This window comes from Micromonospora sp. NPDC007220 (assembly GCF_040634035.1).
GTDB classification, from domain to species: domain Bacteria; phylum Actinomycetota; class Actinomycetes; order Mycobacteriales; family Micromonosporaceae; genus Micromonospora; species Micromonospora reichwaldensis.
Genome location: NZ_JBEYEU010000002.1, coordinates 159,719 through 181,200 on the forward strand (window position 1 = coordinate 159,719; position 21,482 = coordinate 181,200).

Consider the following 21,482-nt stretch of genomic DNA (forward strand, 5'->3'; position numbering starts at 1 on the left):
CGGACGCTGCGGCCCGGACGGCTGAAACACGGTGTCGGGGTGGCGATGCTGAGACTTGAGCCGATGACCGCCGAGCAGTACCTCCGGTATCGGCGGCGGGCGGAGGCGAGCTACGCGCAGCACATCGCCGAGTCCGGCGCGCTGCCGGCGCCGGAGGCCGAACGGAAGGCCCAGGAGGATTACGGGACGCTCCTGCCCGACGGTCTGGCCACGCCGGGGCACCATCTCTGGACGGTCCACGACGGTGACGACGAGGTCGGCATGTTCTGGCTGCACGTCGAACAGAAGTCGGACGGGCCGCACGCCTTCTGCTACGACGTCGAGGTGCGACCGGAAGTGCGGCGCAGGGGCTACGGGCGGGCCATGTTCCAGGCCGTCGAACAGCGGTGCCGGGAGTGGGGAGTCGTCTCGATCGGCCTGAGCGTCTTCGGTTTCAACCTCCCCGCGCGCAGGCTCTACGAGCAGCTGGGCTTCGAGGCGACCGCCATCCAGATGCGCAAGCGGCTTTAGCGCACGGCCAGCCCGGCCGCCCCGTCCCAGGGAGAGCGCGGCCGATCGGCCGCGTACGTCGTGCGGGCCGGGGTTGGATGGGGCGATGAGTTACGCGGAGGTCGCCGGGCTGCGCCTGTGGCACGAGGAGCACGGCGCCGGCCGCCCGCTGCTGTTGTTGCACGGCGGCTTCGGGTCGGTGGAGACGTTCGCGCCGATCCTGCCGGCGCTGGCCGCGCGTCGTCGGGTGATCGCGGTCGACCTCCAGGGCCACGGGCGCACCGCCGACGTCGACCGCCCGCTGCGCTACGAGTCGATGGCCGACGACGTCGCGGCGCTGATCGGGCACCTCGGCCTGGCCGAGGCCGACGTGCTGGGCTACTCGCTCGGCGGCGGCGTGGCGCTGCGTACCGCGATCCAGCACCCGGCGCTGGTGCGCCGGCTGGTCGTCGTCTCCGCGCCGTGCCGGCGGCTGGGCTGGTATCCGGAGGTGCTGGCGGGCATGCCCGAGCCCGACGAGGAGGCGGGCGAGCGGATGCGGGGCACGCCGTCGCACGCGCTCTACACCCGCGTCGCGCCCCGGCCGGGGGACTGGTCGCGGCTCTGGGCGAAGACGGGCGAGCTGCTGCGCCGCGACTACGACTGGTCGGCCGAGGTGGCCGCCCTCGCCGTGCCCACCCTGCTGGTCTTCGCCGACGCCGACTCGGTCAGCGCCGCGCACGTGGTGGAGTTCTTCGGGCTGCTCGGCGGCGGCCACCGGGACGCCGGCGGGGACGGCACCGACCGCCCGGCCTCCCGGCTCGCCGTGCTGCCGGGACTCACCCACTACGACATCGTCGTCTCGCCGGCGCTGCCCGCCGCCGTCCTGCCGTTCCTCACCCACCCGGTGTCGCCGCCCGGCTGACGCTGGGCGCCCGCGAGCCGTCCCTGGAGCTGTTCACGGACTACCTGCGCTACATCGTCGAGCGGACCACGCGGCAGCCCGATCTCACCCGGGCGCTGATCGAGCTGCGGCTGGAGGCCGCCCGCCGCCCCGACCTGGCCCGGATCCTCGGCGACACCCTGCGGCGCGGCTACCGCGACGACGTCGCGTTCCACCTCGCCGCCGGATTACCGGGTGGCGCGTTCGAGGTCGCTCTGCTGCACTACGCCGTGGACGGGCTGCTGCTCGATCTGCTCGGCACGTCCATCGAGGCGGGATTCGACGCCGACGACGTGGTCGTGGCATTCGTGTCCCGGCTGGTCGGCGGTGTCGACCGGTGACTCCGACAGAGGGAGGCGGCGTGGTGGAACTGGTACCGATGACGGCCGAGGAGTTCGCGCGGGTGCGGGAGCCGCTCGTGCGCTCGTACGCCGAGGCGATGGTCACCGACCGCGGCCTGGCGCCGGCCACGGCCCTGGAGCGGGCCACCACCCAGCTGCGCGAACAGCTCCCCGACGGCGTCGACAGCGCCGGCGCCCTGCTCCGCACGGCCCGGGTGGGCGACGTCGAGGTGGGGTGGATCTGGGTGGGGCTCCCCGGCGGCCCCGCCGGGCCCCACACCGCGTGGCTCAACAGCGTCGAGGTGCATCCCGGACATCGCAGACAGGGGTACGGGCGGCGGATGATCCAGCTCGTCGAGGCGGAACTCGCCGCCCTCGGGGTGCCCGAGCTGGGGCTGAACGTCTTCGGCTCCAACACCGGGGCCATCCACCTCTACCACGACCTCGGCTACCGGGTGGCCGCCCAGCAGATGACGAAGCGGATCTCCCCGGCCGGCTGAGCCCGTCAGGAGTGTTCCCCGGCGCAGCGGGAACCCCGCCCCGGACGCACCTGGGGAGGAGCGACGGATGAGGCATGGTGGCGGACTGACCATCGGTGTGCTCGGCTCGTACGGCGGTCGCAACCTCGGTGACGAGGCGATCCTGAGCGGTCTGCTGGCCGACCTGCGCGAGCAGGAGCCGAACGGGCGGATCATCGTCTTCTCCCGGAACCCGGAGCACACCAGGATCGCCCATCCCGACGTGGAGGCGGTGCCCTGGGAGGGGATCAGCCGGACCGACTCGGCGCTGGTCCTGGCCCAGCTCGACGTGCTGATCCTCGGCGGCGGCGGCATCCTCTACGACCGGGAGGCCCGCCGCTACCTGCGGGTGGTCCGGGTCGCCCAGGAACGGGGCCTGCCGCTGCTGACGTACGCGGTGGGGGTCGGGCCGCTCAGCGAGGACGTGGACACCGGCATGGTGCGGGAGACCCTCGCCAGCGCCACCCAGGTGACCGTACGGGACCAGGAGTCCCGGATGGTGCTGGAGGAAGCGGGGCTACTCAACCCGATCACCGTCACCGCCGATCCCGCGTTCCTGATCGAGCCCGAGGACTTCCCGGCGGAGCTGCTCCGCGAGGAGGGGGTGCCGGCCGGCAAGCGGCTGGTGGGGATGAGCGTGCGGGAACCGGGCCGGGCCGCCGAGCGCCTCGACGTCGACGGCTACCACCGCCTGCTCGCCCAGATCGGCGACTTCCTGGTGCACCGGATCGACGCCTACGTGCTCTTCGTCCCGATGGAGCGCGACGACATCCGGCACTCGCACGGCGTGCTGTCGCACATGGTCGCCGCCGAGCGGGGCCGGATCCTGCACGGCACCTACTCGCCCCAGCAGGTGCTCGGGCTGATGCGCCACTTCGACCTGGCCGTGGGCATGCGGCTGCACTTCCTGATCTTCGCCGCGATGGCGGGCACGCCGTTCCTGCCGCTGCCGTACGCCGGCAAGGTCTTCGACCTCGCCCAGCGGCTCGGGGTGCCGGCGCTGCGCGGCGTGGAGCGGGAGGTCGAGGGCCCGCTCCTGGCCGAGGTCGACCGGCTCTGGGACGAGCGGGAGCAGCGGGCCGAGGCCACCGCCCGACGGGTGGCCGAGGTGTGCGACGAGGCCCGGGGAACCTCCCAGGTCACCCGCGCCGTGCTGGACAGCCTGCGCGCCCGCACCCTGGCCCCGGCGGTCTGACCCGCCGGCTCAGACCGCCGGCCCCCGCCAGCGGTAGCACCACCGGTCGGCGTCGGCGTCCACGGATTCCAGCTCGTAGATCTCCGCCTCGGCCAGCCCCTTCGCGCCGAGGTGGTGATGGGTCAGCGGCGGGCGGCCGTTCGGGTCCAGCTCCACGGTGACGGTCTCGCCGTCGGCCACGCCGCCGGCCAGGGGGATCTCTGCCGTTGATGCCATGCGCCCCATCCTGCCCCGCCCGGGGGGACCCCGCAGCGGATAGCGGGGCAGCGGGCCTGGGCGGACCGGCACTAGGGTCGGTGGATGGCGGAGATGGCAATCGATCCCACGCTCGGCCCGGTGCTGGCGCGCACCGGCGACGAGCGCGCCGTGCTCGAATCGTTCCTCGACTTCCACCGGGGCGTGCTGCTGCGCAAGGTGCGCGGGCTCTCCGACGCCGACGCGGCCCGCCGGCTGGTGCCCTCGGCCACCACCGTCGCCGGCCTCGTCAGACACCTGACGCTGGTGGAGCGGAACTGGTTCCCGTGCCTGCTCGCCCCCGGCCCGGGCGACGTCTACCTCACCTCGGAGGAGGACGCGGCGGCGAGCTTCACGCTCACCGACGACGACACCGTCGAACGGCTCGCCGCCGCGTACGAGCGGGCCTGCGCCCGGTCCCGGGAGGTCGCCGGCCGGTTCGACCTCGACCACGTCGTGCCGCACCCGCAGCTCGGTGAGGTCTCGCTGCGCTGGATCCTCGTGCACATGATCGAGGAGACCGCCCGGCACGTCGGGCACGCCGACATCCTCCGCGAGCTGACCGACGGCGCCACCGGCGCGCTCTGACCGCCGGCCGCGCGGCGACCTGACCCTGACCCGGGCGCGCCCGCGCGCCGACGCACAGCGGGCTCAGCGAGGCGGCAGCAGGTCGGGCGGATACTCCATGCCATCGTGGGTGCAGGCCGCCGCGGCGACCCGGGCCGCGTACGCCGCCGCGTCGGTCAGCGCCGCGCCGCGCAGCCGGGCGGCGATCACGCCCGCCGCGAAGGCGTCCCCCGCGCCGTTGGTGTCGACGACCGGTGCGGGCGGCGCGGCGGCGGGCACCGCCGTCGGTGCGCCGCCGCCGGTGTGCAGTTCGGCGCCGTCCGCGCCCCGGGTCACCAGCACCGTGCGGGGCGCCAGCGTGGCGGCGAGCGCGCCGGCCCCCGCGCCCAGGCGGACCCCGCTGACGAAGACCAGGTCGGCCACCTCGGCGAAGGGCCGGTGGTAGGCGTTCCCGCCGTCCCAGTCGTGCAGGTCGGTGGAGAGGACGGCCCCGTCGGCCAGCCCCGCGCGCAGGGCGGTCAGCAGGGGAAGCGTCCAGTCCATGATCGACAGATGTACGTGGGCCGCCTGCCGGACGAGCGCGGTCACCTCGGCCGCCGGGAACGGGGCCGGCCCGTGCCAGGGGCGCGGGTCGTAGAGCGACATCCGCCGGCCGGCCGGGTCGACCATGTTCACCGACCGCCGGGTGCCCGCCGGGGCGTCGCCCAGCACGGCGTGCACGCCGGTGCGGGCCAGCGCGGCGCGGACCACCTCGCCGGCCGGGTCGACACCGATGACGTCGACCACCGCCACCCGGAGCCCGAGCGCGTGCGCGGCGAGCGCCACCCCGGCGCCGGTGTTGCCGATCCGCAGGTCGATCGGGTCGACGGTGACGGAGTCGGCGGCCGGCAGCGGGATCGCGGACACCCGTACCCGCACGTCGACGCCGAGACCGCCGATCACGAGAAGGTCGTACACGCGCCCGACCCTATCCCCGCCGCCCGTCGCCCGGCGGCCACGGGGCCCGGGCCGCCCGCCGCCCGCTCATCCGGACGGCCGACGGTGTGCTGGCCGGGGCCGCCGGGCCCGGACCGATATCCTCGCCGGGGTCGTCGCGAGGAGGGGGACGCGTGCTGGTCGTCCACGGGGTCTGGCGCTCCGGCGTGGGGCTCGCCGTCTGGGCCGAGGACAGCGCGCTGCCGGCCCACGCGCCGCGCCGCCCTGGCCGGGCGCCCCGGGAACGGCCGCACCCGTTCGCCGCCGACCAGGCCGCGCTCGTCGCCGCGCTGGCCGCGACGGCCGAGCCGGCCCACCTCGGCACCGCCCTGCTCACCCTCCCCACCCGGGCCGGCGCACCGCTGGACTCCCCGGAACTCGTCCGCGCCGACGTCGCCGGGCCGGTCCGCGGGCCGGTCACCCTCGCCGGCTGGCGGGTGCCCGTCCTCTGGTACGCCCCCGACGCCGCCCTGGCCCTGCTGCGCGGCGTCGACGCGGTGGCCGCCGTGCCGGGCGCGACCCTGCGCCACCTCGCCGAGCTGGCCGACTTCGCGGTCGACCTGGCGGCCCGGGGCCGGGTCCTGCCCGGCCTCGCCGAGGCGCCCCCGACGGCTCGCGCCCGGGCGGGCGGGAAGCGGGCGGAGGCCGGCGCCCGGGCGGTCTGGCGACCGCTGCTGACCGGCACGGACGCCGCCTGGGCCCGGGCGCTGGCGCTGGCCCTACCCCCGGCCGCCCGCGCCGCCACCGGGCCGGACGAACCGGGCGACCCCGGTGCCGCCGCCGGGACGGGCACCCCGTCCGGACCGGGCGCCGCTCGGCGCGCGCGATCCGGCCCGCCCGCCGGCCGTCACCGGCCCGCGCCGGCCGCCGTCGACGCGCCGGGCGCGCTGGTCGCCGACGCGCTCGACGCGCTCACCGACGCCGCCGTCCGGGCGACCCTGGCGGAGACCGCGCTGGCCCGGGGCGTACGCCCGAACGGCGCGGTGCCGGCCTGGCTGGCGGCGCTCACCGGGCCGGTGCGGGAGTTCGCCGCCGACCCGGCCGCGCTGGACACCCTCCGCGCCGAACTGGACGCCTGGCAGCGCGACGCGGCCGGCGGCGCCGTGCGGGCCAGCTTCCGCCTGGTCGAACCGCCGGCCGAGGAACTCACCGAGCCGGTCGTCGTGGTGCCCGCCGACCCGGCGGCGACGGCGCGACCGGCCGGGCGGTGGCGCATCGAGTTCGGGCTCCAGGCGGCGGACGAGCCGAGCCTGCACGTGGACGCCGGGCAGGTCTGGCGGGCGCCGGCCAGCGTCGCCGGATTGGCCGGTCGCGGCGACGACCCGCAGGAGACCCTGCTCGCCGAGCTGGGGCGCGCCAGCCGGCTCTGGCCCGAGCTGGACACCGCCCTGCGGACGGCCACGCCGGAGGCCCTGGAGCTGGACGTCGAGGGGGCGCACCGGTTCCTCCGCGAGGGCGCGCCGGTGCTGCACGCCGCCGGGTTCGCCGTGCTGCTGCCGTCCTGGTGGCGGTGCCCGTCGTCCCGGCTCGGCGCCCGGTTGCAGGCCCGCAGCCGGACCGCCCCGGGCACCGTCACCGCCACCGCCGGGGGCGTCGGGCTGGACGCCCTCGTCGACTACCGCTGGGAGGTGTCCCTCGGCGACCAGCCGCTCACGGCCGAGGAACTGGCGTCGCTGGCCGCGCTGAAGACCCCGCTCGTGCGGCTGCGCGGGCAGTGGGTGGAACTGGACCCGAAGCGGCTCGCCGCCGGCCTGCGGCTGCTCCGGTCCTCCGGCGAGCTGACCGTCGCCGACCTGCTCCGGCTCGGCCTGGCCGACGCCGAGCAGCCGGACGCGCTGCCGGTCCTGGAGGTCGGCGCCGACGGCGCGCTGGGCGACCTGCTCGCCGGGGCGGTGGAGCGCCGGCTCGCCCCGCTGGACCCGCCGCCGGGGTTCCACGGCACGCTGCGGCCGTACCAGCGGCGGGGGTTGGCCTGGTTGGCGTTCCTCCAGTCGCTGGGGCTCGGCGCGGTGCTCGCCGACGACATGGGGCTGGGCAAGACGGTGCAACTGCTCGCCCTGCTCGCCGGGGACCCGCCGGACGCCGGCCCGACCCTGCTGGTCTGCCCGATGTCGCTGGTGGGCAACTGGCAGCGCGAGGCGGCGCGGTTCACGCCGGGGCTGCGCGTACACGTGCACCACGGCGCGGAGCGGGCGCGGGGCGAGGCGTTCGGCGCGGCCGTGCACGACGCGGACCTGGTCCTCACCACCTACTCGGTCGCGGCCCGCGACGCCGTCGAGCTGGCCGGGATCGACTGGCGGCGGGTGGTCGTCGACGAGGCCCAGGCCATCAAGAACGCCGCCACCCGGCAGGCCGAGGCGGTCCGCGCGCTGCCCGCCCGGCACCGGATCGCCGTCACCGGCACGCCCGTGGAGAACCGGCTGGCGGACCTCTGGTCGATCATGCAGTTCGCCAACCCCGGCCTGCTCGGGCCGGCGGCGACCTTCCGCAAGAAGTACGCCGAGCCGATCGAGCGGCACGGCGACGCCGAGACGGCCGAGCGGCTGCGCCGGATCACCGGCCCGTTCGTGCTGCGCCGGCTCAAGACCGACTCCTCGATCATCTCCGACCTGCCGGAGAAGCTGGAGATGGAGGTGCTCTGCAACCTCACCGCCGAGCAGGCCTCGCTCTACCGGGCGATCGTCGACGACATGATGGCGCGGATCGAGTCCAGCGACGGCATCGAGCGCCGCGGGCTGGTGCTCGCCGCCATGACCCGGCTCAAGCAGGTCTGCAACCACCCCGCGCAACTGCTGCGCGACGGCTCGGCGCTGCCCGGCCGCTCCGGCAAGCTGGCCCGCCTGGAGGAGATCCTGGACGAGGTCCTCGCGGCGGGGGAGCGGGCCCTGCTCTTCACCCAGTACGCCGAGTTCGGTGGCATGCTGCGCGGGCACCTGTCGGCCCGCTTCGGCCGGGAGGTGCTCTTCCTGCACGGCGGGGTCGGCAAGGCCGACCGGGACGCCATGGTGACCCGGTTCCAGTCCCCGGGGGGACCGGCGATCTTCGTCCTGTCGCTCAAGGCCGGCGGCACCGGACTCACCCTCACCGAGGCCAACCACGTGGTGCACGTCGACCGGTGGTGGAACCCCGCCGTCGAGGACCAGGCCACCGACCGGGCGTTCCGCATCGGTCAGCGGCGCCGGGTGCAGGTCCGCAAGTTCGTCTGCGCCGGCACGGTGGAGGAGAAGGTGGCGGCGCTGATCGCCGACAAGCGCAGCCTCGCCGCCTCGGTCGTCGGCACCGGCGAGCAGTGGGTCACCGAGCTGTCCACGACGCAGCTGCGCGAGCTGTTCACCCTGGAGGCCGGGGCGGTGGTGGAGTGAGCGGGCAGGCGCAGGGCGACGGCGGCGCCAACGGCCGGTTCGCTGACTACGGCCGGCCGCGCCGGGTCGACGGCGGGCTGCGGGCCCGCAGCACCCGGGGGGCCATCGGCCGGTCCTGGTGGTCCCAACGCTTCCTGGAGGTGCTGGAGTCGTTCGCCCTCGGCACCCGGCTGACCCGTGGCCGGTCGTACGCGCGGGCCGGACAGGTGGTCCGGCTGGAGGTCGCCCCGGGCACCGTCGGCGCCGTCGTGCAGGGCTCCCGCGCGCAGCCGTACGAGGTGAGCATCGCGCTGCCGCCGTTTCCGGAGGCGATCTGGGCCCGCGTGGAGGCGGAGCTGGCCGCCCAGGCGTTCTTCAGCGCCCGGCTGCTCGCCGGCGACCTGCCCCCGGAACTGGAGGAGCTGTTCGGGGCCGCCGGCGCCCCGCTCTTCCCCGCCGGCGTGGCGGAGCTGCGTCAACGGTGCAGCTGCCCCGACTTCGCCGTTCCCTGCAAGCATCTCGCGGCCACGTTCTACCTGCTCGCGGAGGCGTTCGACGCCGACCCGTTCCAGTTGCTGCACTGGCGGGGTCGGAGCCGGACGCAGCTGCTCGACCGGCTGCGCGTCCTGCGGGCCGACGCCGCAGGCGCCGACGACCAGCCGGCCGCGACGGAGGCCGCACCGGCGTCGCCGTCCCTGCCGAACGGTGCGGTGCCGACCACGCCGTCCAGCTCGGACGGTGCCGTGCCGGCCTCGCCGTCCATGTCGGACGGTGCCGTGCCGTCCGTGGCGGACGGTGCCGGACCGCAGCCCACGCCGTCCATCCCGGACGGTGCGTTGCCGCCGACGGCGGAGTCCACGCGGGACGGCGCTGTTTTGGGTGCCGGGCGGGACGCCGTGGCCGCCCCGCCGGTCGGGGCGTCGCGGGCGCTCGCCGGCCTGCCGCCGGCGCCGCTGGCCGAGGCGGTCGACCGGTTCTGGCTGCCGCCGGTCCCGTTGCCCGACCGGCCACCCAGCCTGTCGACCGGACCGGACCTGCTGCTGCGGCAGCTCGGCGCGCCGGCCCCCGCCATCGGCGGGCCCGGTCTCCTGGAGCGGCTGCGGCGGGCGTACCGGCTCCTCAGCGGGTGAGACCGCCGGCGGAACGGTACGCGGCCCCGGCTCACAGCCAGCGGCGGCGGAACCGCCACATGAGTGCGGCGTTGGCCACCAGGACCACCGCGCAGACGGCCCCGGCCAGTCGCCCGGCCAGCACGGTCATCGCCGGCAGCGAGGCCCACAGCACGATCGTCAACAGCATCAGCCACCGGCCGCGACGGGCCCGGGCCCGGTTGTCGAGCCGGGCGAAGAACGCCGGATCGCTCTCCCGGAGCTGACGGGTGATCTGCTCGAACCTGCGCTGATCCTCTTTGCTGAGCATGTGCCTTCCCCTCACGTGTTCAGCGGTTCGGCGGCATACCCGCTGCGGCGGCGGCTCACGCTCCCGTCCTGCTGCTACTTTGCGGCCCCGCCCGGCCCACGCCCGTCCGGCCGCGCCCCGGCCCTCCGGGTGCGCGGGGAGCGCCTCAGCGCAGGCTTAGCCGAACCTTAAATTTGCCTGTGGCGATGAAATGACCCTCCCGCGCCGGGTCGGCCGCGATGGCCGGGTCCGGCCCGTGCCGTGCCGCGTACGCCCTGCTCGCGAGGTCCGTGCCGGGCGGCGCCGGGTTCCGGTGTCGCCGACCCGCGCTGAGCGGCGCCTTAAGTGCCGTCCTGGGGGCTTCCGGTGCTGCTTGAAGGCACCTGAACGCTTCATTACCTTCCGGTGACAACCCCCTCAGGCACCAGTCGCCGCACCTGCCCCCGTGCCCGGTGCCAGTCGTCGCGGCGCAGCAGAAACGGATTGGTACATGGCCGACCAGAATGTGCCACCACGGCGACCGCGGGACGATCGCGGATGGGACGGGCGTCAGTACCCCGCCGCCGGCGACGGTCACCGCGACACCTACGCCCCCACCCCGTACGGCCACGACGCGCGCGCCCCGCACCAGGGCGGACACCCCGAAGACACGCAGGGCCAGTACGCGCACGCCGGGCACCCGGCCGCGCGCGGGCCGCAGTGGGTCGGCCCGGAGGGCTTCGCGCGGCAGGCCGCCGCGCCGTCGGCCGGCCCGGGACTGCCCAACCTGGACGACGGCGACGAGCCGGGCCCCAAGGTCGGCCGGCGCAAGGCCCTCGTGGCCCTCGGCGGCACCGCGGCCGTGGTCGCCGGTGGCGCCGCCCTGGCGATGACCCCGCAGATCCGCAGCCTCCTCGGCGACGAGGCGGTGGCCGGCGACGCCACCGGCACCACGGTCACCGACGGCACCCCCGCCCGGCCGAGCGGCCAGCAGCCGAGCACGGTGCGCACCTACACCGAGCAGAACGAGAGCTACATGGGCTCCCGGGCCGGCGAGGCGCTGAAGAAGAACGCGCCGGCCGGCGGCCGGACCTTCTCCGGGCCGGCCGCCGCCGCCGCGGAGACCAAGGTGACCGTCAAGACGGTGCTCGCCAAGGACCCGATCCTGCACCTGGCCCGCCGGGCCACCTTCGGCGCCACCAGGCAGGTCCTCGCCGACATCAAGGAGCGGGGCATCGACGGCTGGCTGCGCTGGCAGCTCGACCCCGACAAGATCGCCCCGACGAAGGCCGAGCTGAAGCTCGCCGACCTGCCGACGCTGAAGCTGGGCACCGCGCAGCTGCGCGAGCAGCGCGAGCAGCTCAACGAGCGCGGCGCGCAGCCGGAGAAGGAGATGGTGGACGCCACCATTGCCCGGCAGATCTGGTCGCAGCGGCAGCTGTTCGAGGTCATGGTCGACTTCTGGAACGACTTCCTGCACGTCGCCGCGGACTTCGACGGGGGCGAGGTCTACCGGGCGTCCTTCGACCGGGACGTCGTCCGGGCGCACGCCCTCGGCAGCTACCCCGAGATGCTGCTCGCCGCGAACCGGCACCCGGCGCTGCTGCTCTACCTCAACCAGAACGACTCCCGCGCCGACGCCGTCAACGAGAACCTGGCCCGCGAGAACCTGGAGCTGTACTCGGTCGGCGTCGACGGCGGCTACACCGAGAAGGACGTCCGGCAGGCGGCCCTGCTCCAGACCGGCCGGGGCGTCAACGACGGGAAGTACGTGTTCCGCCCCGAGCGGCACTACGTCGGCAAGGTGAAGGTGCTCGGCTTCACCCACGCGAACGCCTCGAAGGACCCGAAGAAGGCCGAGGCGGCCATCGACGCGTACATCACGTACATCGCGCTGCACCCGTCCACCGCGAAGTACGTGGCGCAGAGCCTGGCCACCCGGTTCGTCTCGGACACCCCGCCGAAGTCCCTCGTGGAGCGGCTGGCGAAGTCGTACAGCCTGAACAAGGGCATGATCAAGCCGGTGCTGATGACGCTGTTCAGCTCCTCGGAGTTCTGGGCGGCGGTGGGCCAGAAGGTGCGCCGGCCGATGGAGTACCTGGTCGCCACGTACCGGGTCCTGGGGGTGTCCCCGGAGGCGTCGCCGAAGCACGACAACGGCGACAACAAGCGCACCCCGTACGCCCGGGGGCTGCGGCAGATCCACGACCGGATGCGCGAGCTGGGCCAGTACCCGATGGGCCAGCCCACCCCCGACGGCTACCCGGACGTCTACGTGGCCTGGACCTCCGCCGGCACCATGGTCCACGGCTGGAACGAGGCGGGCGAGCTGCTCGCCGGCCGACGCACCGTCTTCACCTACACCCCGCCGGAGAAGCTGGTGGCCCGGCCACCGGCCACCGCCGGGGCGTACGTGGACGCGCTGGCCCTGCGGCTGGTGGGTCAGAAGCTGAGCGCCAGGGAACGGTCCCTGATCCTCGGCGTGGCCGGCGTGGCTGCCGGCGACAAGGTCGACGCCACGTTCGACGGGGCCGTCACCGCCGTAGCGCGGGCGATCCTCGCTTCCCCCCAGCACCACCTCCGGTGAGGCACCCGATGGAGAAGACTGTGCACACGTTCCCCCTGCACCCCGAATGCCCCGACCTGCGGCGGCTGGCCGACGACCCGGCCGAGGCGCTGCTGCGGGCGGAGGCCGACATCGTCGCCGCCGAGAACGCCGCCGAGGCCGACCGCTACCGGCGGCTGGAGGACCTCGAGGAGGCCCAGCAGGACGGTCGGGGCGTGACCCGGCGGACGTTCGTGGCCGGCGCCGCCGCCACCGCCACCGCCCTCGCGACCGCCCAGTTCGTCACCACCTCGGCCTCGTTCGCCGCCACCAAGACCGGCACCCTGATCCACGTCTTCCTCTACGGCGGGCTGGACGGGCTGAGCCTGGTCGCCCCGGCGGACGACCCGGTGCTCGCCAAGGCCCGCCCCGACCTGCTGCTCGGCGACGACTCCCTGGCCGTGGGCCGCGGCTTCAAGCTGACCAGCGCGTTCAAGCCGCTGGAGAAGTGGCTGAAGAGCGGCAACCTGGGCTTCGTCCCGGCGGTCTCCGACGAGCGGCTGTCCCGCAGCCACTTCCAGGCCGCGGACGCCTGCAACCTCGGCGGGCTGCCCAGCGAGACCGGCGGCCGGGGCTGGCTGGACAGCCTGGTCGACGCGCTCGGCACGGGCACCGCGTTCCGCAGCGTCGGCATCGGCAGCACGCTGCCCCGGTCCCTGGTCGGCAACAACGGCGCGCTCTCGCTCAACAGCGTCGGCTCGCTGCGGCTCAACGGCGACGACCGGTACCGGGCCGCGACCGAGAAGGCGATCAAGGGGCTCTTCACCGGGATCAACCACCCGGTGCAGGACGCCGTGCAGGACGGCCTGGGCGCGCTGGCCACCGCGCAGCGCCTCGCCGCGAAGCCGTACCAGGCGGCCGAGGGCGTCGAGTACAAGGGTGTCGGCTACGCGTTCCAGCAGCTCGCCCAGCTCATCAAGGGCGGGGCGAACGTCCGGGTCGCCACCGTCGGGATGGGCGGCTACGACACCCACGAGAACCAGGGCACCCGCGACGGCGGTCAGCTGCACCGGCGGCTCAACGAGCTGGCCGGCGCCATGGCGGCGTTCTTCACCGACCTGGGGGAGAAGTCGGCCGACGTGACCATCATGGTCTCCAGCGAGTTCGGCCGGCGGGTCGCCTCCAACGGCGGCGGCACCGACCACGGCCACGGCGGGGTGGTCACCGTGCTCTCCGGCCGCAAGCTCGCCGGCTCGCTGCTGGGCACCTGGAACGGGCTGTCCGACCTGGACTCCGGCGACGTGCCCGAGTACAACAACATGTTCAACGTCTACGGGGCCGTCGCGCAGGGCCGCTTCGGGCTCACCAACGCGGAGGTGGACAAGATCTTCCCCCGGCAGAAGTACCGCCCGATGAAGCTGTACGCGTGACGTACCCGCGCACCCACGCCGCCGGCCGCCGCGCCGGGACGACCCCGTCCCGGCGCGGCGGCCGGCCGGCTGCGGACGTACGCCCCCTGGTGCCGCCGCGACGCGGACCCGGCGGCCGGCGGCTGCTGGCCGCGCTGCTCGTCGTCGGCCTGCTCGCCAGCGTGCTGCCCTGGTGGCTGGACACCCCGCCCGGATCGCTGCGGACGACGGCCGCCACCGTGACCGCCGCCGGCCGGGTCACCGGGCTGGTCGCCGGCTACCTGCTGCTCGTGCAGGTGCTGATGATGAGCCGGCTGCCGATCCTGGAGCGGTGGGCCGGCGGCGAGCGGATCGCCCGCTGGCACCGCGACGTCGGGGCCACCCTGCTGGTGGCCGTGCTCGCGCACGCGTCGCTGATCCTGGTCGGCTACGCCGACCTGGAGGACAACCCGGTGCTCACCGAGGCCGGCGTGCTGCTGCGCGACTACGAGGACATGGTCTCGGCGTTCGCCGCCGCCGGCATCCTGGTGCTGGTCGGCCTCACCAGCGTCCGGGCGATCCGGACCGCGCTGCCCTACGAGCTGTGGCACGCCCTGCACCTGTCGAGCTACGCGGTGCTGCTGCTCGGCTTCGCCCACCAGTTCAGCAACGGCGCGCAGCTGTTCCGGCCCGGCCCGGTGCGCACCTTCTGGATCGCGATGTACGTGGTGGTGCTCGCCGCCCTGCTCTGGGGCCGGGTCGTCGCGCCGCTGGCGTTCAACCTGCGGCACCGGCTGCGGGTCGCCGACGTGGTCGCGGAGAGCCCGGACACGATCTCGATCTACCTGACCGGCGACCGGCTGGAGCGCCTGGAAATGCTCGGCGGGCAGTTCTTCCGCTGGCGGTTCCTCGCCCGGGGCTGCTGGTGGCAGGCGCACCCGTTCTCGGTCTCGGCCGCCGCCAACGGCCGCTGGCTGCGGCTCACCGTCAAGGTGGTCGGCAGGCACACCGCCGACCTGCGCGACCTCGAAGCGGGTACCCGCGTCTGGGCGGAGGGCCCGTCGGGCACCTTCACCGCCGCCCACCGCACCCGGGAGCGGGCCCTGCTGATCGCCGGCGGCAGCGGGATCACCCCCATCCGGGCCATGCTGGAGGAGTTGCCGCCCGGCGCCGCGCTGATCTACCGCGCCCGCACCCCGGACGACGTGCTGCTGCACCGCGAGCTGGACTGGCTCGCCGAGGCCCGGGACACCGCGATCTGGTACGTCGTCGGCTCCCGCCACGATCCCGGCCCCCGCCAGGTGATGAGCCCGGACGGGCTGCGCCGGCTGGTGCCCGACCTCGCCCGGCGCGACGTCTACCTCTGCGGGCCGCCCGGCCTGGTCGAGCAGTCGCTGCGGGTGCTCCGCGAGGCCGGCGTGCCCCGCCGGCAGATCCACCTGGCCACGTTCGAGCTGTAGGAAGGCTTCCATGCGTCGCGCCCTGCTCGCGATCACCGGCCTGGCGGCCGGCACCACCGCCATGGTGGTGCTGAAGGGCTCGCCGGGCACCAGCCCGGTCGCCCAGGACCTGCCGGCGGCGCCCCCACCGGTGGTCCCCGCGCCAGCCGGTCCGGCCCCGGGCGGCGGGGAGGTCTCCGCCCCGCCGTCGCCGGCCCGCACCAGCGCGTCCCCCCGGCCCGGTCGCACCGCCACCCGGGCGCCGGCGAGCCGGCCCAGCGTCACCAGCCGGGCGCCGTCCGCGCCGCGCACCACCACGAAGCCGCCGCCCGCGCCGACGACCCGCACCGTCACGGGGCCGGTGGTGGAGAACGAGTACGGCAACGTGCAGGTGCAGATCACCCTCTCCGGGACGCGGATCGTCGACGTGGTGGCCCTGGAGCTGCCCGAGGAGACCGCCCAGTCCGACCAGCGCAGCGAGCAGGTCGACGGCCGCTACAGCGGTGGCTCCGGGCTGGTGGTGCAGCGGCAGAGCGCCGACGTGGACACCGTCTCCGGGGCGACCGCCACCAGCACCTCGTACAAGCAGTCGTTGCAGGCCGCGATCGACCGGGCGAGGTGACGTGCCGGTGCCGGCGGCGGGGCGGCGCGAGTCGGGCGGGTGTCCGTCGGCGACCAGGCCGGGGCTGCGCCGGGTCGAGCAGGTCATGGGCACCGCGATCAGCCTCGACCTCGCCGACGACCTGCCCGCCGCCGAGCTGGACGGGCTGGCCGGGGACGTGTTCGCCTGGCTGCGCGAGGTGGACGCCCGCTTCAGCACGTACCGGGCGGACAGCGAGGTGTGCCGCGTCGACCGGGGCGAGCTGCCGCTCTCCGGGGCCGGCGCCGACCTGCGGGACGTGCTGGCGCGCTGCGCCGACCTGTGGAAGGCCACCGACGGCTTCTTCGACGCGTACGCCACCGGGCGGCTCGACCCGTCCGGCTACGTCAAGGGCTGGTCGGTGCAGGTCGCCTCGGACCGGCTGCTCGCGGCCGGGGCGGCGAACCACTGCCTGAACGCCGGCGGCGACGTGCGGATACGCGGCCACTCCTCGACCGGGCGACCGTGGCGGGTCGGCGTCCGCCACCCGTGGGACGCGATGTCCACCTGCCTCGTGCTCACCGGCACCGACCTGGCCGTGGCCACGTCCGGCGTCTACGAGCGCGGCCACCACGTGCTCGACCCACGCCGGGGCGTGCCGGCCCGGGGGCTGCGCTCGGTCACCGTGGTCGGGCCGGACCTGGGGCTGGCCGACGCGTACGCCACCGCGGCCGTCGCGATGGGGCCGGCCGGCATCGGCTGGCTGGACGGCCTGCCCGGGCACCAGCACGCGGTCGTCACCGACGACGCCCGCCTCCTGCACTCCACCGCCCTGCCCCTGGCCGGCTGAGGATCAGCGGAAGGGGCGGGTGGTGGCGGGGCGGGAGCCGAGGGGTCGCGGGCGGCCCGGGCGGGAGCCGACGGGACGGGTGACCGGCCAGCGGCGGCGCGGCCGGTGCCGGGGCGGCGGCTCCGCGCCGTCCGGCTGGCGCGCGGTGTCGTCGGTGGACATGTAACCCCCCGCTCCCGGCGCGGGTGCGCCGTCGCCGTGCTCAACGAGCGCCGGCCCTCCGGCGTCGCTGCCGCGCCGCCGTCACATGCCCCGGCGCGGCAGCGGCAGGTGCCCGGGGAGCAGGTCGGAGGTGATCCTGACCCCGGTGGCCCGCAGGGCCTCGATCAGCGCGTTCTGCACCAGGTAGGAGTCGGGCAGTTGCCAGCGGGCCTGTTCGGGCGCGACCGCCCACCGGACGGTGCCCTCCGGCAGCCGGGTCGGTGGGGCCGGGATCCAGGAGCCGGGGCCGTGCCGGACCACGTGGAAGCAGTGGTCCAACTCGGGGCGGAGCGGGTCGCCGGGGCGGACCAGGAACATCCAGCGGCCGGTCGGCGTCACCAGCACCGGCCCGCGTACGCCGACGCCGGCCGGGTGCGTCCGGACCGCGTCCAGCACGTGCCGGCCGAGGTGCGTGGGGACCTCCAGCACGTCGAACGCCCGCCCGGTGGGCAGCAGCACCCCGTGCGGCCGGGTGCGCCACCATGTCGCGACCCGGGCCGGGTCGGCGCTCGCCGCGTGCTCCCAGTTCTCCAGGGCGGGGTGGCAGCCGACCGTCGGGCAGCCGGCCCGCCCGCAGACGAAGCGGCTGCGGGCGAGGCAGGCGCCGGGGGTGACGTCCCAGCCGTGCAGGGCGTACCGCACGGCCACCCGGCGCAGCCGCACCCGTTCCAACGGGGACAGTTGAACGACGCGCGGCGCGACATTCCCCCACATGTGCCATCTCCCCTCGCCGGACCCGGCCGGTGCCCAGGTCGCATGTCGAGCACCGTCACTGCCGTAACCCGCGATCGTTGAGCTGACGAACGGCTCGTGCAACTTGCACGAAAACTACGAGAACTGGCTGTACGGCTGACGCACACGCTGTGCGACCAGCGAAAACCTGAGACGTACGGATCGATCGCCGCACCCGGCAGGACCGGCCGGCACGCCCGCTCGAGCAGGCACAGGGGAAGGAACGGGTGGATGGACGAGTTACCCATCGGGCGGCGGGTGGCCTACTGGCGGGGGCGGCGCAAGATGTCGCAGCAGGTCTTCGCCGACCGGCTGGGCAAGTCGAAGAGCTGGGTGGACAAGGTCGAGCGCGGGGTGCGCCGGCTGGACAAGTTCTCCGTCCTCTACGAGATCGCCGACATCCTCCAGGTCGACGTGCAGCTACTGCTCGGCAAGGACCCGGAGCGGCGTACGGACGCGCTGAACTGCATCGACCAGGTGGAGGTGCAGGAGATCCGGGCGGCCCTGGAGCGGTACGACTCGATGAGCGCGTACTTCGACGCCGCGCCGTGTCCGCCGCCCCTGGGCGACATGCGCAAGGCCGTCAACCACGCCTGGCTCACCTACCAGTACGGCCGCTACGGGATGCTCACCCGGGCGCTGCCGAAGCTGCTGCGCGACGCCCAGGCCGCCGACGCCGGCCACGGCGGCGACCAGGCGGTCGAGGCGGCCCACCTGCTCGGGCAGGTCTACCAGATCGCCTCGTCGGTGCTGCGCAAGCTGGGCGAGTGCGACCTGGCCTGGCTGGCCGCCGACCGCTCGATGGCGGTGGCCCAGCGCGCCGACGACCCGCTGCTGGCCGGCATCGCCACCACCCGGGTCTGCAACGCGCTGGTGGCGATGGGCCGGCCCCGGCCCGCGCTCGAACTCAACGTCACCATCGCCAACCGGCTCGCCCCCGGCTGCGGCAACGCCGCCGACCCGGCCCTGCTCTCGGTCTACGGGATGCTGCTGCTCCAGGGGGCGATGGCCGCCGCCCGGATCGGCGACTCCGCCACGGTCGGCGACCTGATCAACGGCGCGCACGAGGCGGCCGTCCTGTTGGGCGGCGACCACAACCACTACTGGACCTCGTTCGGGCCGACCAACGTGGAACTGCACCGGGCGGCGGCGGCGGTCGAGCTCGGCGACGGGGGCCGGGCGGTCGAGGTGCACCAGCAGCGCATCCAGGAGCCGGCCTTCGGCGCCCTGCTGCCGGAACGCCGGGCCCACCACCTGCTCGACATCGCCCGGGGCTTCGCCCAGATCGGCGACGTGGCCAACGCCGGCGAGATGCTGCTGCGCGGCGACCGCCTCGCCCCGTCGGAGATCCGCTGCCGGCCGATCGCCCACGAGGTGATGTCGGACATCCTGCGTCGCACACGTGGTGCGCCGCCTTCTCCGATTGCGGAGTTGGCTGAGCACATGGGAGTTGGGGTATGAGCGCGGAGCCGGCCTGATGACCGGCCCGCACCCGAGCAGCGAGCGCCGCGAGGTGCTCTACGTCATCGCCTGCGGTTCGCCGCTGGCCCGCCACGTCGGCCGGCTCGTCGAGCTGGCCCACCAGGACGGTTGGGACGTCTGCGTGGTCACCACGCCGGACGGCGCCAAGTTCGTCGACCGGGCCGCGCTGGCCCGGCAGACCGGCCATCCGGTCCGCACCCACTACAAGAATCCGGGCGATCTCGACGTGCTGCCGCAGGCCGACGCGATGATCGTCTGCCCGGCGACGGTCAACACCGTCAACAAGTGGGCGGCCGGCATCACCGACACGCTGGCCCTCGGTCTGCTGGTGGAGGCGCAGGGCCTGGGCGTGCCGGTGGTGGCGGTGCCGTACACGAACGCGGCGATGGCGGCCCACCCGGCCTTCCGGGCGGGCATCGCCCGGCTCGCGGAGTGGGGGGTCACGGTGCTCTTCGGCGATGACGTCTTCCCGTTGCACCCGCCGGGCACCGGCGAGCGGCACGTGCACGCCTTCCCGTGGGCCCTGGGTCTGGCCGCCGTACGGGACCGGCTCTGCCCCGTCGCCTGACGCGTGCCGACGGGTCCCCGGCTGACGTGTGGCGTCCGCCGGGGACCCTTCGGCACCGGGGGAGCGCTGGGACACGCCGCCGCGTCGGTGGGCGAGGGCCCCGGCCACGGCTCGCGCCGGTAAGCTGGCCCGCCGTGAGCACCAACGCAGTCCCGCCGACCGTCGCCGACGTGGTCGCCGAGCTGGAGCGGCGCTATCCGCCGGCCTGGGCCGAGGACTGGGACCGGGTCGGGCTGGTGCTCGGCGAGCCCTGCGCCCCGGTGCGCCGGGTCCTCTGCGTCGTCGACGTGGTGCCGGAGACGGTCGCCGAGGCGCTCGACGCCGGCGTCGACATGATCGTCGCCCACCATCCGCTGCTGCTGCGCGGCGTCTCCTCGGTGGCGCCCACGACCTTCAAGGGCCGGATCGTCCACCGGCTGATCAAGTCCGACGTGGCGTTGTACGTCGCGCACACCAACGCCGACGTGGCCGCCCCGGGTGTCTCCGACGCCCTCGCCGCCCGGTTCGGGCTGACCGGGCTTCGCCCGCTGCACCGGCCCGCACCCGGCTCGCCCGCGCACGGCGACGGCCGGGGGATCGGCCGGATCGGCGAGCTGCCGGAGCCGATGACGCTGGCGGAGCTGACCCGGCACGCCGCCGCCGTACTGCCCGCCACCGCCTGGGGAGTTCGCGCCGCCGGGGATCCCGGGCGTATGGTTCGTACCCTCGCGGTCAGCGGCGGCGCGGGGGACGGCTTCCTCGCCGACGCGACCGCGGCCGGGGTGGACGCGTTCCTCACCGCCGACCTGCGCCACCACCCGGCCGGCGAGCACCTGGCCGCCGACGGCCCGGCCCTGCTCGACGCCGCCCACTGGGCGACGGAACGACCGTGGCTGGACGACCTGGCCGTCCTCCTGCGGGAGGCGACGGGTGTCGAGACGCTGGTGTCCGACCTGGCCACCGACCCGTGGACCGTACACGCCGCCCCACCCGCGGTGGACGACAAGGAGCCCAGAACGTGAAGGCTGACCCCCAGGTCCAGCGCCGCCTGCTCGACCTCCAGGCGATCGACACCACCCTCGCCCAGCTCGCCCACCGGCGGCGTTCGCTGCCCGAGCGGGCCGAACTGGACGCGCTGGCCCGGGAGCTGTCCGCGCTGGAGGACGAGCGGGTCCGCGCCCAGGTCGCGGTTGACGACCTGGACCGGGACATCGCCCGCATGGAGAAGGACGTCGACCAGGTGCGGGCCCGCAAGTCCAAGAACGAGGCCCGGCTCGCCGCCGGCACCGGCCCGGCCCGGGAGCTGGAGGCCCTGCAGCACGAGCTGGTCTCGCTCAACCGGCGTCAGGGCGACCTGGAGGACGCCGAGCTGGAGCTGATGGAGCAGCGGGAGACGGCCCAGGGCGTGCTGGACGGTGTCGAGCAGCGGCTCGCCGAGGTGCGGGAGAAGCGCGACGACGCCGAGCGGCGCCGCGACGAGAGCCTGGCCGAGATCGCCAAGGAGGAGGAGTTCAAGCGCGGCGCCCGCCAGCCGCTGGCGGGCGACCTCCCGGCCGACCTGGTGCAGCTCTACGACAAGATCCGCGAGGACACCGGACTCGGCGCGGCGCTGCTGACCGCCGGCCGGTGCGGCGGCTGCCGTCTGACGCTCTCCGGCGCCGACGTGGCCCGGATCCGCAAGACCGACCCGGACGAGGTCGTCCGCTGCGAGGACTGCCGGCGGATCATGGTCCGTACCAACGAGTCCGGCCTGTAGTCC

At 75.2% G+C, this 21,482-nt stretch carries 22 protein-coding genes; 17 read left to right on the forward strand and 5 right to left on the reverse strand.

Features of this window, described 5'->3' with window-relative positions; translation table 11 throughout:
• The first annotated feature begins 45 nt into the window (after window positions 1-45).
• From ABZ573_RS06855 to ABZ573_RS06875, 5 genes are all read left to right on the forward strand, one after another.
• Entirely contained in the window at window positions 46-510 is a 465-nt protein-coding gene (locus ABZ573_RS06855) for a GNAT family N-acetyltransferase (protein ID WP_327031273.1), read from the forward strand.
• An 85-nt stretch (window positions 511-595) separates the two neighbouring features.
• Window positions 596-1,393 (forward strand): alpha/beta fold hydrolase, encoded by a 798-nt coding sequence (locus tag ABZ573_RS06860; protein WP_358116369.1) that lies wholly within the window; start codon window positions 596-598, stop codon window positions 1,391-1,393.
• Window positions 1,394-1,422: 29 nt separating this feature from the next.
• A complete protein-coding gene (locus ABZ573_RS06865; RefSeq protein ID WP_358116749.1) occupies window positions 1,423-1,752 on the forward strand; it encodes a hypothetical protein in 330 nt (109 codons plus the stop codon).
• Window positions 1,753-1,772: 20 nt separating this feature from the next.
• Window positions 1,773-2,252 (forward strand): GNAT family N-acetyltransferase, encoded by a 480-nt coding sequence (locus tag ABZ573_RS06870; protein ID WP_151455185.1) that lies wholly within the window; start codon window positions 1,773-1,775, stop codon window positions 2,250-2,252.
• 67 nt (window positions 2,253-2,319) lie between these two features.
• Window positions 2,320-3,465, forward strand: a complete 1,146-nt coding sequence (locus ABZ573_RS06875; protein ID WP_151455184.1) for a polysaccharide pyruvyl transferase family protein — start codon at window positions 2,320-2,322, stop codon at window positions 3,463-3,465.
• Window positions 3,466-3,474: 9 nt separating this feature from the next.
• Here the strand turns inward: ABZ573_RS06875 and ABZ573_RS06880 are convergent, their stop codons facing one another.
• Window positions 3,475-3,681, reverse strand: a complete 207-nt coding sequence (locus tag ABZ573_RS06880) for a hypothetical protein (protein WP_151455183.1) — start codon at window positions 3,679-3,681, stop codon at window positions 3,475-3,477.
• An 84-nt stretch (window positions 3,682-3,765) separates the two neighbouring features.
• Between ABZ573_RS06880 and ABZ573_RS06885 the strand changes: the two genes are divergently transcribed.
• Complete coding sequence (locus ABZ573_RS06885; RefSeq protein WP_151455182.1) at window positions 3,766-4,287, forward strand: DinB family protein; 522 nt, start codon at window positions 3,766-3,768, stop codon at window positions 4,285-4,287.
• A 63-nt stretch (window positions 4,288-4,350) separates the two neighbouring features.
• Here the strand turns inward: ABZ573_RS06885 and ABZ573_RS06890 are convergent, their stop codons facing one another.
• Window positions 4,351-5,223 (reverse strand): carbohydrate kinase family protein, encoded by an 873-nt coding sequence (locus ABZ573_RS06890; protein ID WP_358116374.1) that lies wholly within the window; start codon window positions 5,221-5,223, stop codon window positions 4,351-4,353.
• A gap of 152 nt (window positions 5,224-5,375) precedes the next feature.
• Between ABZ573_RS06890 and ABZ573_RS06895 the strand changes: the two genes are divergently transcribed.
• Together ABZ573_RS06895 and ABZ573_RS06900 are read left to right on the forward strand one after the other, a co-directional pair.
• Complete coding sequence (locus ABZ573_RS06895) at window positions 5,376-8,603, forward strand: SNF2-related protein (RefSeq protein WP_358116378.1); 3,228 nt, start codon at window positions 5,376-5,378, stop codon at window positions 8,601-8,603.
• On the forward strand, window positions 8,600-9,712 hold the full coding sequence (locus tag ABZ573_RS06900; protein ID WP_358116380.1) for an SWIM zinc finger family protein: 1,113 nt from the start codon (window positions 8,600-8,602) through the stop codon (window positions 9,710-9,712). Before ABZ573_RS06895 ends, ABZ573_RS06900 begins: the two co-directional genes overlap by 4 nt.
• Before the next feature lie 31 nt (window positions 9,713-9,743).
• Here ABZ573_RS06900 and ABZ573_RS06905 read toward each other — a convergent pair whose 3' ends face one another.
• Window positions 9,744-10,001, reverse strand: a complete 258-nt coding sequence (locus tag ABZ573_RS06905; RefSeq protein ID WP_121400370.1) for a DUF3040 domain-containing protein — start codon at window positions 9,999-10,001, stop codon at window positions 9,744-9,746.
• Between the two features lie 469 nt (window positions 10,002-10,470).
• On the opposite strand from ABZ573_RS06905, the gene ABZ573_RS06910 reads away from it, so the two are divergent.
• The 5 genes from ABZ573_RS06910 (at window position 10,471) to ABZ573_RS06930 (ending at window position 16,761) form a co-directional block, all read left to right on the forward strand.
• Entirely contained in the window at window positions 10,471-12,546 is a 2,076-nt protein-coding gene (locus tag ABZ573_RS06910) for a DUF1800 domain-containing protein (protein ID WP_151455178.1), read from the forward strand.
• Window positions 12,547-12,554: 8 nt separating this feature from the next.
• The gene (locus ABZ573_RS06915; protein WP_151455177.1) at window positions 12,555-13,934 is read left to right on the forward strand and encodes a DUF1501 domain-containing protein; all 1,380 of its coding nucleotides are present in this window, start codon (window positions 12,555-12,557) and stop codon (window positions 13,932-13,934) included.
• A complete protein-coding gene (locus ABZ573_RS06920) occupies window positions 13,931-15,352 on the forward strand; it encodes a ferredoxin reductase family protein (protein ID WP_358116384.1) in 1,422 nt (473 codons plus the stop codon). Before ABZ573_RS06915 ends, ABZ573_RS06920 begins: the two co-directional genes overlap by 4 nt.
• A 10-nt stretch (window positions 15,353-15,362) precedes the next feature.
• Window positions 15,363-15,953: an FMN-binding protein gene (locus tag ABZ573_RS06925; protein ID WP_151455175.1), complete on the forward strand. Its 591-nt coding sequence runs from the start codon at window positions 15,363-15,365 to the stop codon at window positions 15,951-15,953.
• A gap of 85 nt (window positions 15,954-16,038) precedes the next feature.
• The gene (locus tag ABZ573_RS06930; RefSeq protein WP_358116752.1) at window positions 16,039-16,761 is read left to right on the forward strand and encodes an FAD:protein FMN transferase; all 723 of its coding nucleotides are present in this window, start codon (window positions 16,039-16,041) and stop codon (window positions 16,759-16,761) included.
• Between the two features lie 3 nt (window positions 16,762-16,764).
• Here the strand turns inward: ABZ573_RS06930 and ABZ573_RS06935 are convergent, their stop codons facing one another.
• Both ABZ573_RS06935 and ABZ573_RS06940 read right to left on the reverse strand, forming a co-directional pair.
• Window positions 16,765-16,923 carry a hypothetical protein gene (locus tag ABZ573_RS06935; protein ID WP_158619084.1) on the reverse strand — a complete coding sequence of 53 codons (159 nt, stop codon included), beginning with the start codon at window positions 16,921-16,923 and terminating at the stop codon, window positions 16,765-16,767.
• An 81-nt stretch (window positions 16,924-17,004) separates the two neighbouring features.
• On the reverse strand, window positions 17,005-17,676 hold the full coding sequence (locus ABZ573_RS06940) for a bifunctional DNA primase/polymerase (protein WP_358116388.1): 672 nt from the start codon (window positions 17,674-17,676) through the stop codon (window positions 17,005-17,007).
• Between the two features lie 249 nt (window positions 17,677-17,925).
• Between ABZ573_RS06940 and ABZ573_RS06945 the strand changes: the two genes are divergently transcribed.
• The 4 genes from ABZ573_RS06945 (at window position 17,926) to ABZ573_RS06960 (ending at window position 21,479) form a co-directional block, all read left to right on the forward strand.
• Window positions 17,926-19,155, forward strand: coding sequence for a helix-turn-helix domain-containing protein (locus ABZ573_RS06945; RefSeq protein WP_151456239.1), 1,230 nt, complete (start codon window positions 17,926-17,928; stop codon window positions 19,153-19,155).
• A gap of 16 nt (window positions 19,156-19,171) precedes the next feature.
• Entirely contained in the window at window positions 19,172-19,744 is a 573-nt protein-coding gene (locus tag ABZ573_RS06950; protein ID WP_151456238.1) for a flavoprotein, read from the forward strand.
• Between the two features lie 170 nt (window positions 19,745-19,914).
• Window positions 19,915-20,745: a Nif3-like dinuclear metal center hexameric protein gene (locus ABZ573_RS06955; RefSeq protein ID WP_192581510.1), complete on the forward strand. Its 831-nt coding sequence runs from the start codon at window positions 19,915-19,917 to the stop codon at window positions 20,743-20,745.
• On the forward strand, window positions 20,742-21,479 hold the full coding sequence (locus tag ABZ573_RS06960; RefSeq protein WP_151456236.1) for a C4-type zinc ribbon domain-containing protein: 738 nt from the start codon (window positions 20,742-20,744) through the stop codon (window positions 21,477-21,479). Before ABZ573_RS06955 ends, ABZ573_RS06960 begins: the two co-directional genes overlap by 4 nt.
• The last annotated feature ends 3 nt before the right edge of the window (window positions 21,480-21,482 follow it).

Excerpts from the sequence above, each read along its gene's own strand:
- ABZ573_RS06855 (WP_327031273.1), top strand. The coding sequence starts at position 46 with ATGCTGAGACTTGAGCCGATGACCGCCGAGCAGTACCTCCGGTATCGG.
- ABZ573_RS06860 (WP_358116369.1), top strand. The coding sequence starts at position 596 with ATGAGTTACGCGGAGGTCGCCGGGCTGCGCCTGTGGCACGAGGAGCAC.
- ABZ573_RS06875 (WP_151455184.1), top strand. The coding sequence starts at position 2,320 with ATGAGGCATGGTGGCGGACTGACCATCGGTGTGCTCGGCTCGTACGGC.
- ABZ573_RS06880 (WP_151455183.1), bottom strand. The coding sequence starts at position 3,681 with ATGGCATCAACGGCAGAGATCCCCCTGGCCGGCGGCGTGGCCGACGGC.
- ABZ573_RS06885 (WP_151455182.1), top strand. The coding sequence starts at position 3,766 with ATGGCGGAGATGGCAATCGATCCCACGCTCGGCCCGGTGCTGGCGCGC.
- ABZ573_RS06905 (WP_121400370.1), bottom strand. The coding sequence starts at position 10,001 with ATGCTCAGCAAAGAGGATCAGCGCAGGTTCGAGCAGATCACCCGTCAG.
- ABZ573_RS06910 (WP_151455178.1), top strand. The coding sequence starts at position 10,471 with ATGGCCGACCAGAATGTGCCACCACGGCGACCGCGGGACGATCGCGGA.
- ABZ573_RS06915 (WP_151455177.1), top strand. The coding sequence starts at position 12,555 with ATGGAGAAGACTGTGCACACGTTCCCCCTGCACCCCGAATGCCCCGAC.
- ABZ573_RS06925 (WP_151455175.1), top strand. The coding sequence starts at position 15,363 with ATGCGTCGCGCCCTGCTCGCGATCACCGGCCTGGCGGCCGGCACCACC.
- ABZ573_RS06930 (WP_358116752.1), top strand. The coding sequence starts at position 16,039 with ATGGGCACCGCGATCAGCCTCGACCTCGCCGACGACCTGCCCGCCGCC.
- ABZ573_RS06935 (WP_158619084.1), bottom strand. The coding sequence starts at position 16,923 with ATGTCCACCGACGACACCGCGCGCCAGCCGGACGGCGCGGAGCCGCCG.
- ABZ573_RS06940 (WP_358116388.1), bottom strand. The coding sequence starts at position 17,676 with ATGTGGGGGAATGTCGCGCCGCGCGTCGTTCAACTGTCCCCGTTGGAA.
- ABZ573_RS06945 (WP_151456239.1), top strand. The coding sequence starts at position 17,926 with ATGGACGAGTTACCCATCGGGCGGCGGGTGGCCTACTGGCGGGGGCGG.
- ABZ573_RS06950 (WP_151456238.1), top strand. The coding sequence starts at position 19,172 with ATGACCGGCCCGCACCCGAGCAGCGAGCGCCGCGAGGTGCTCTACGTC.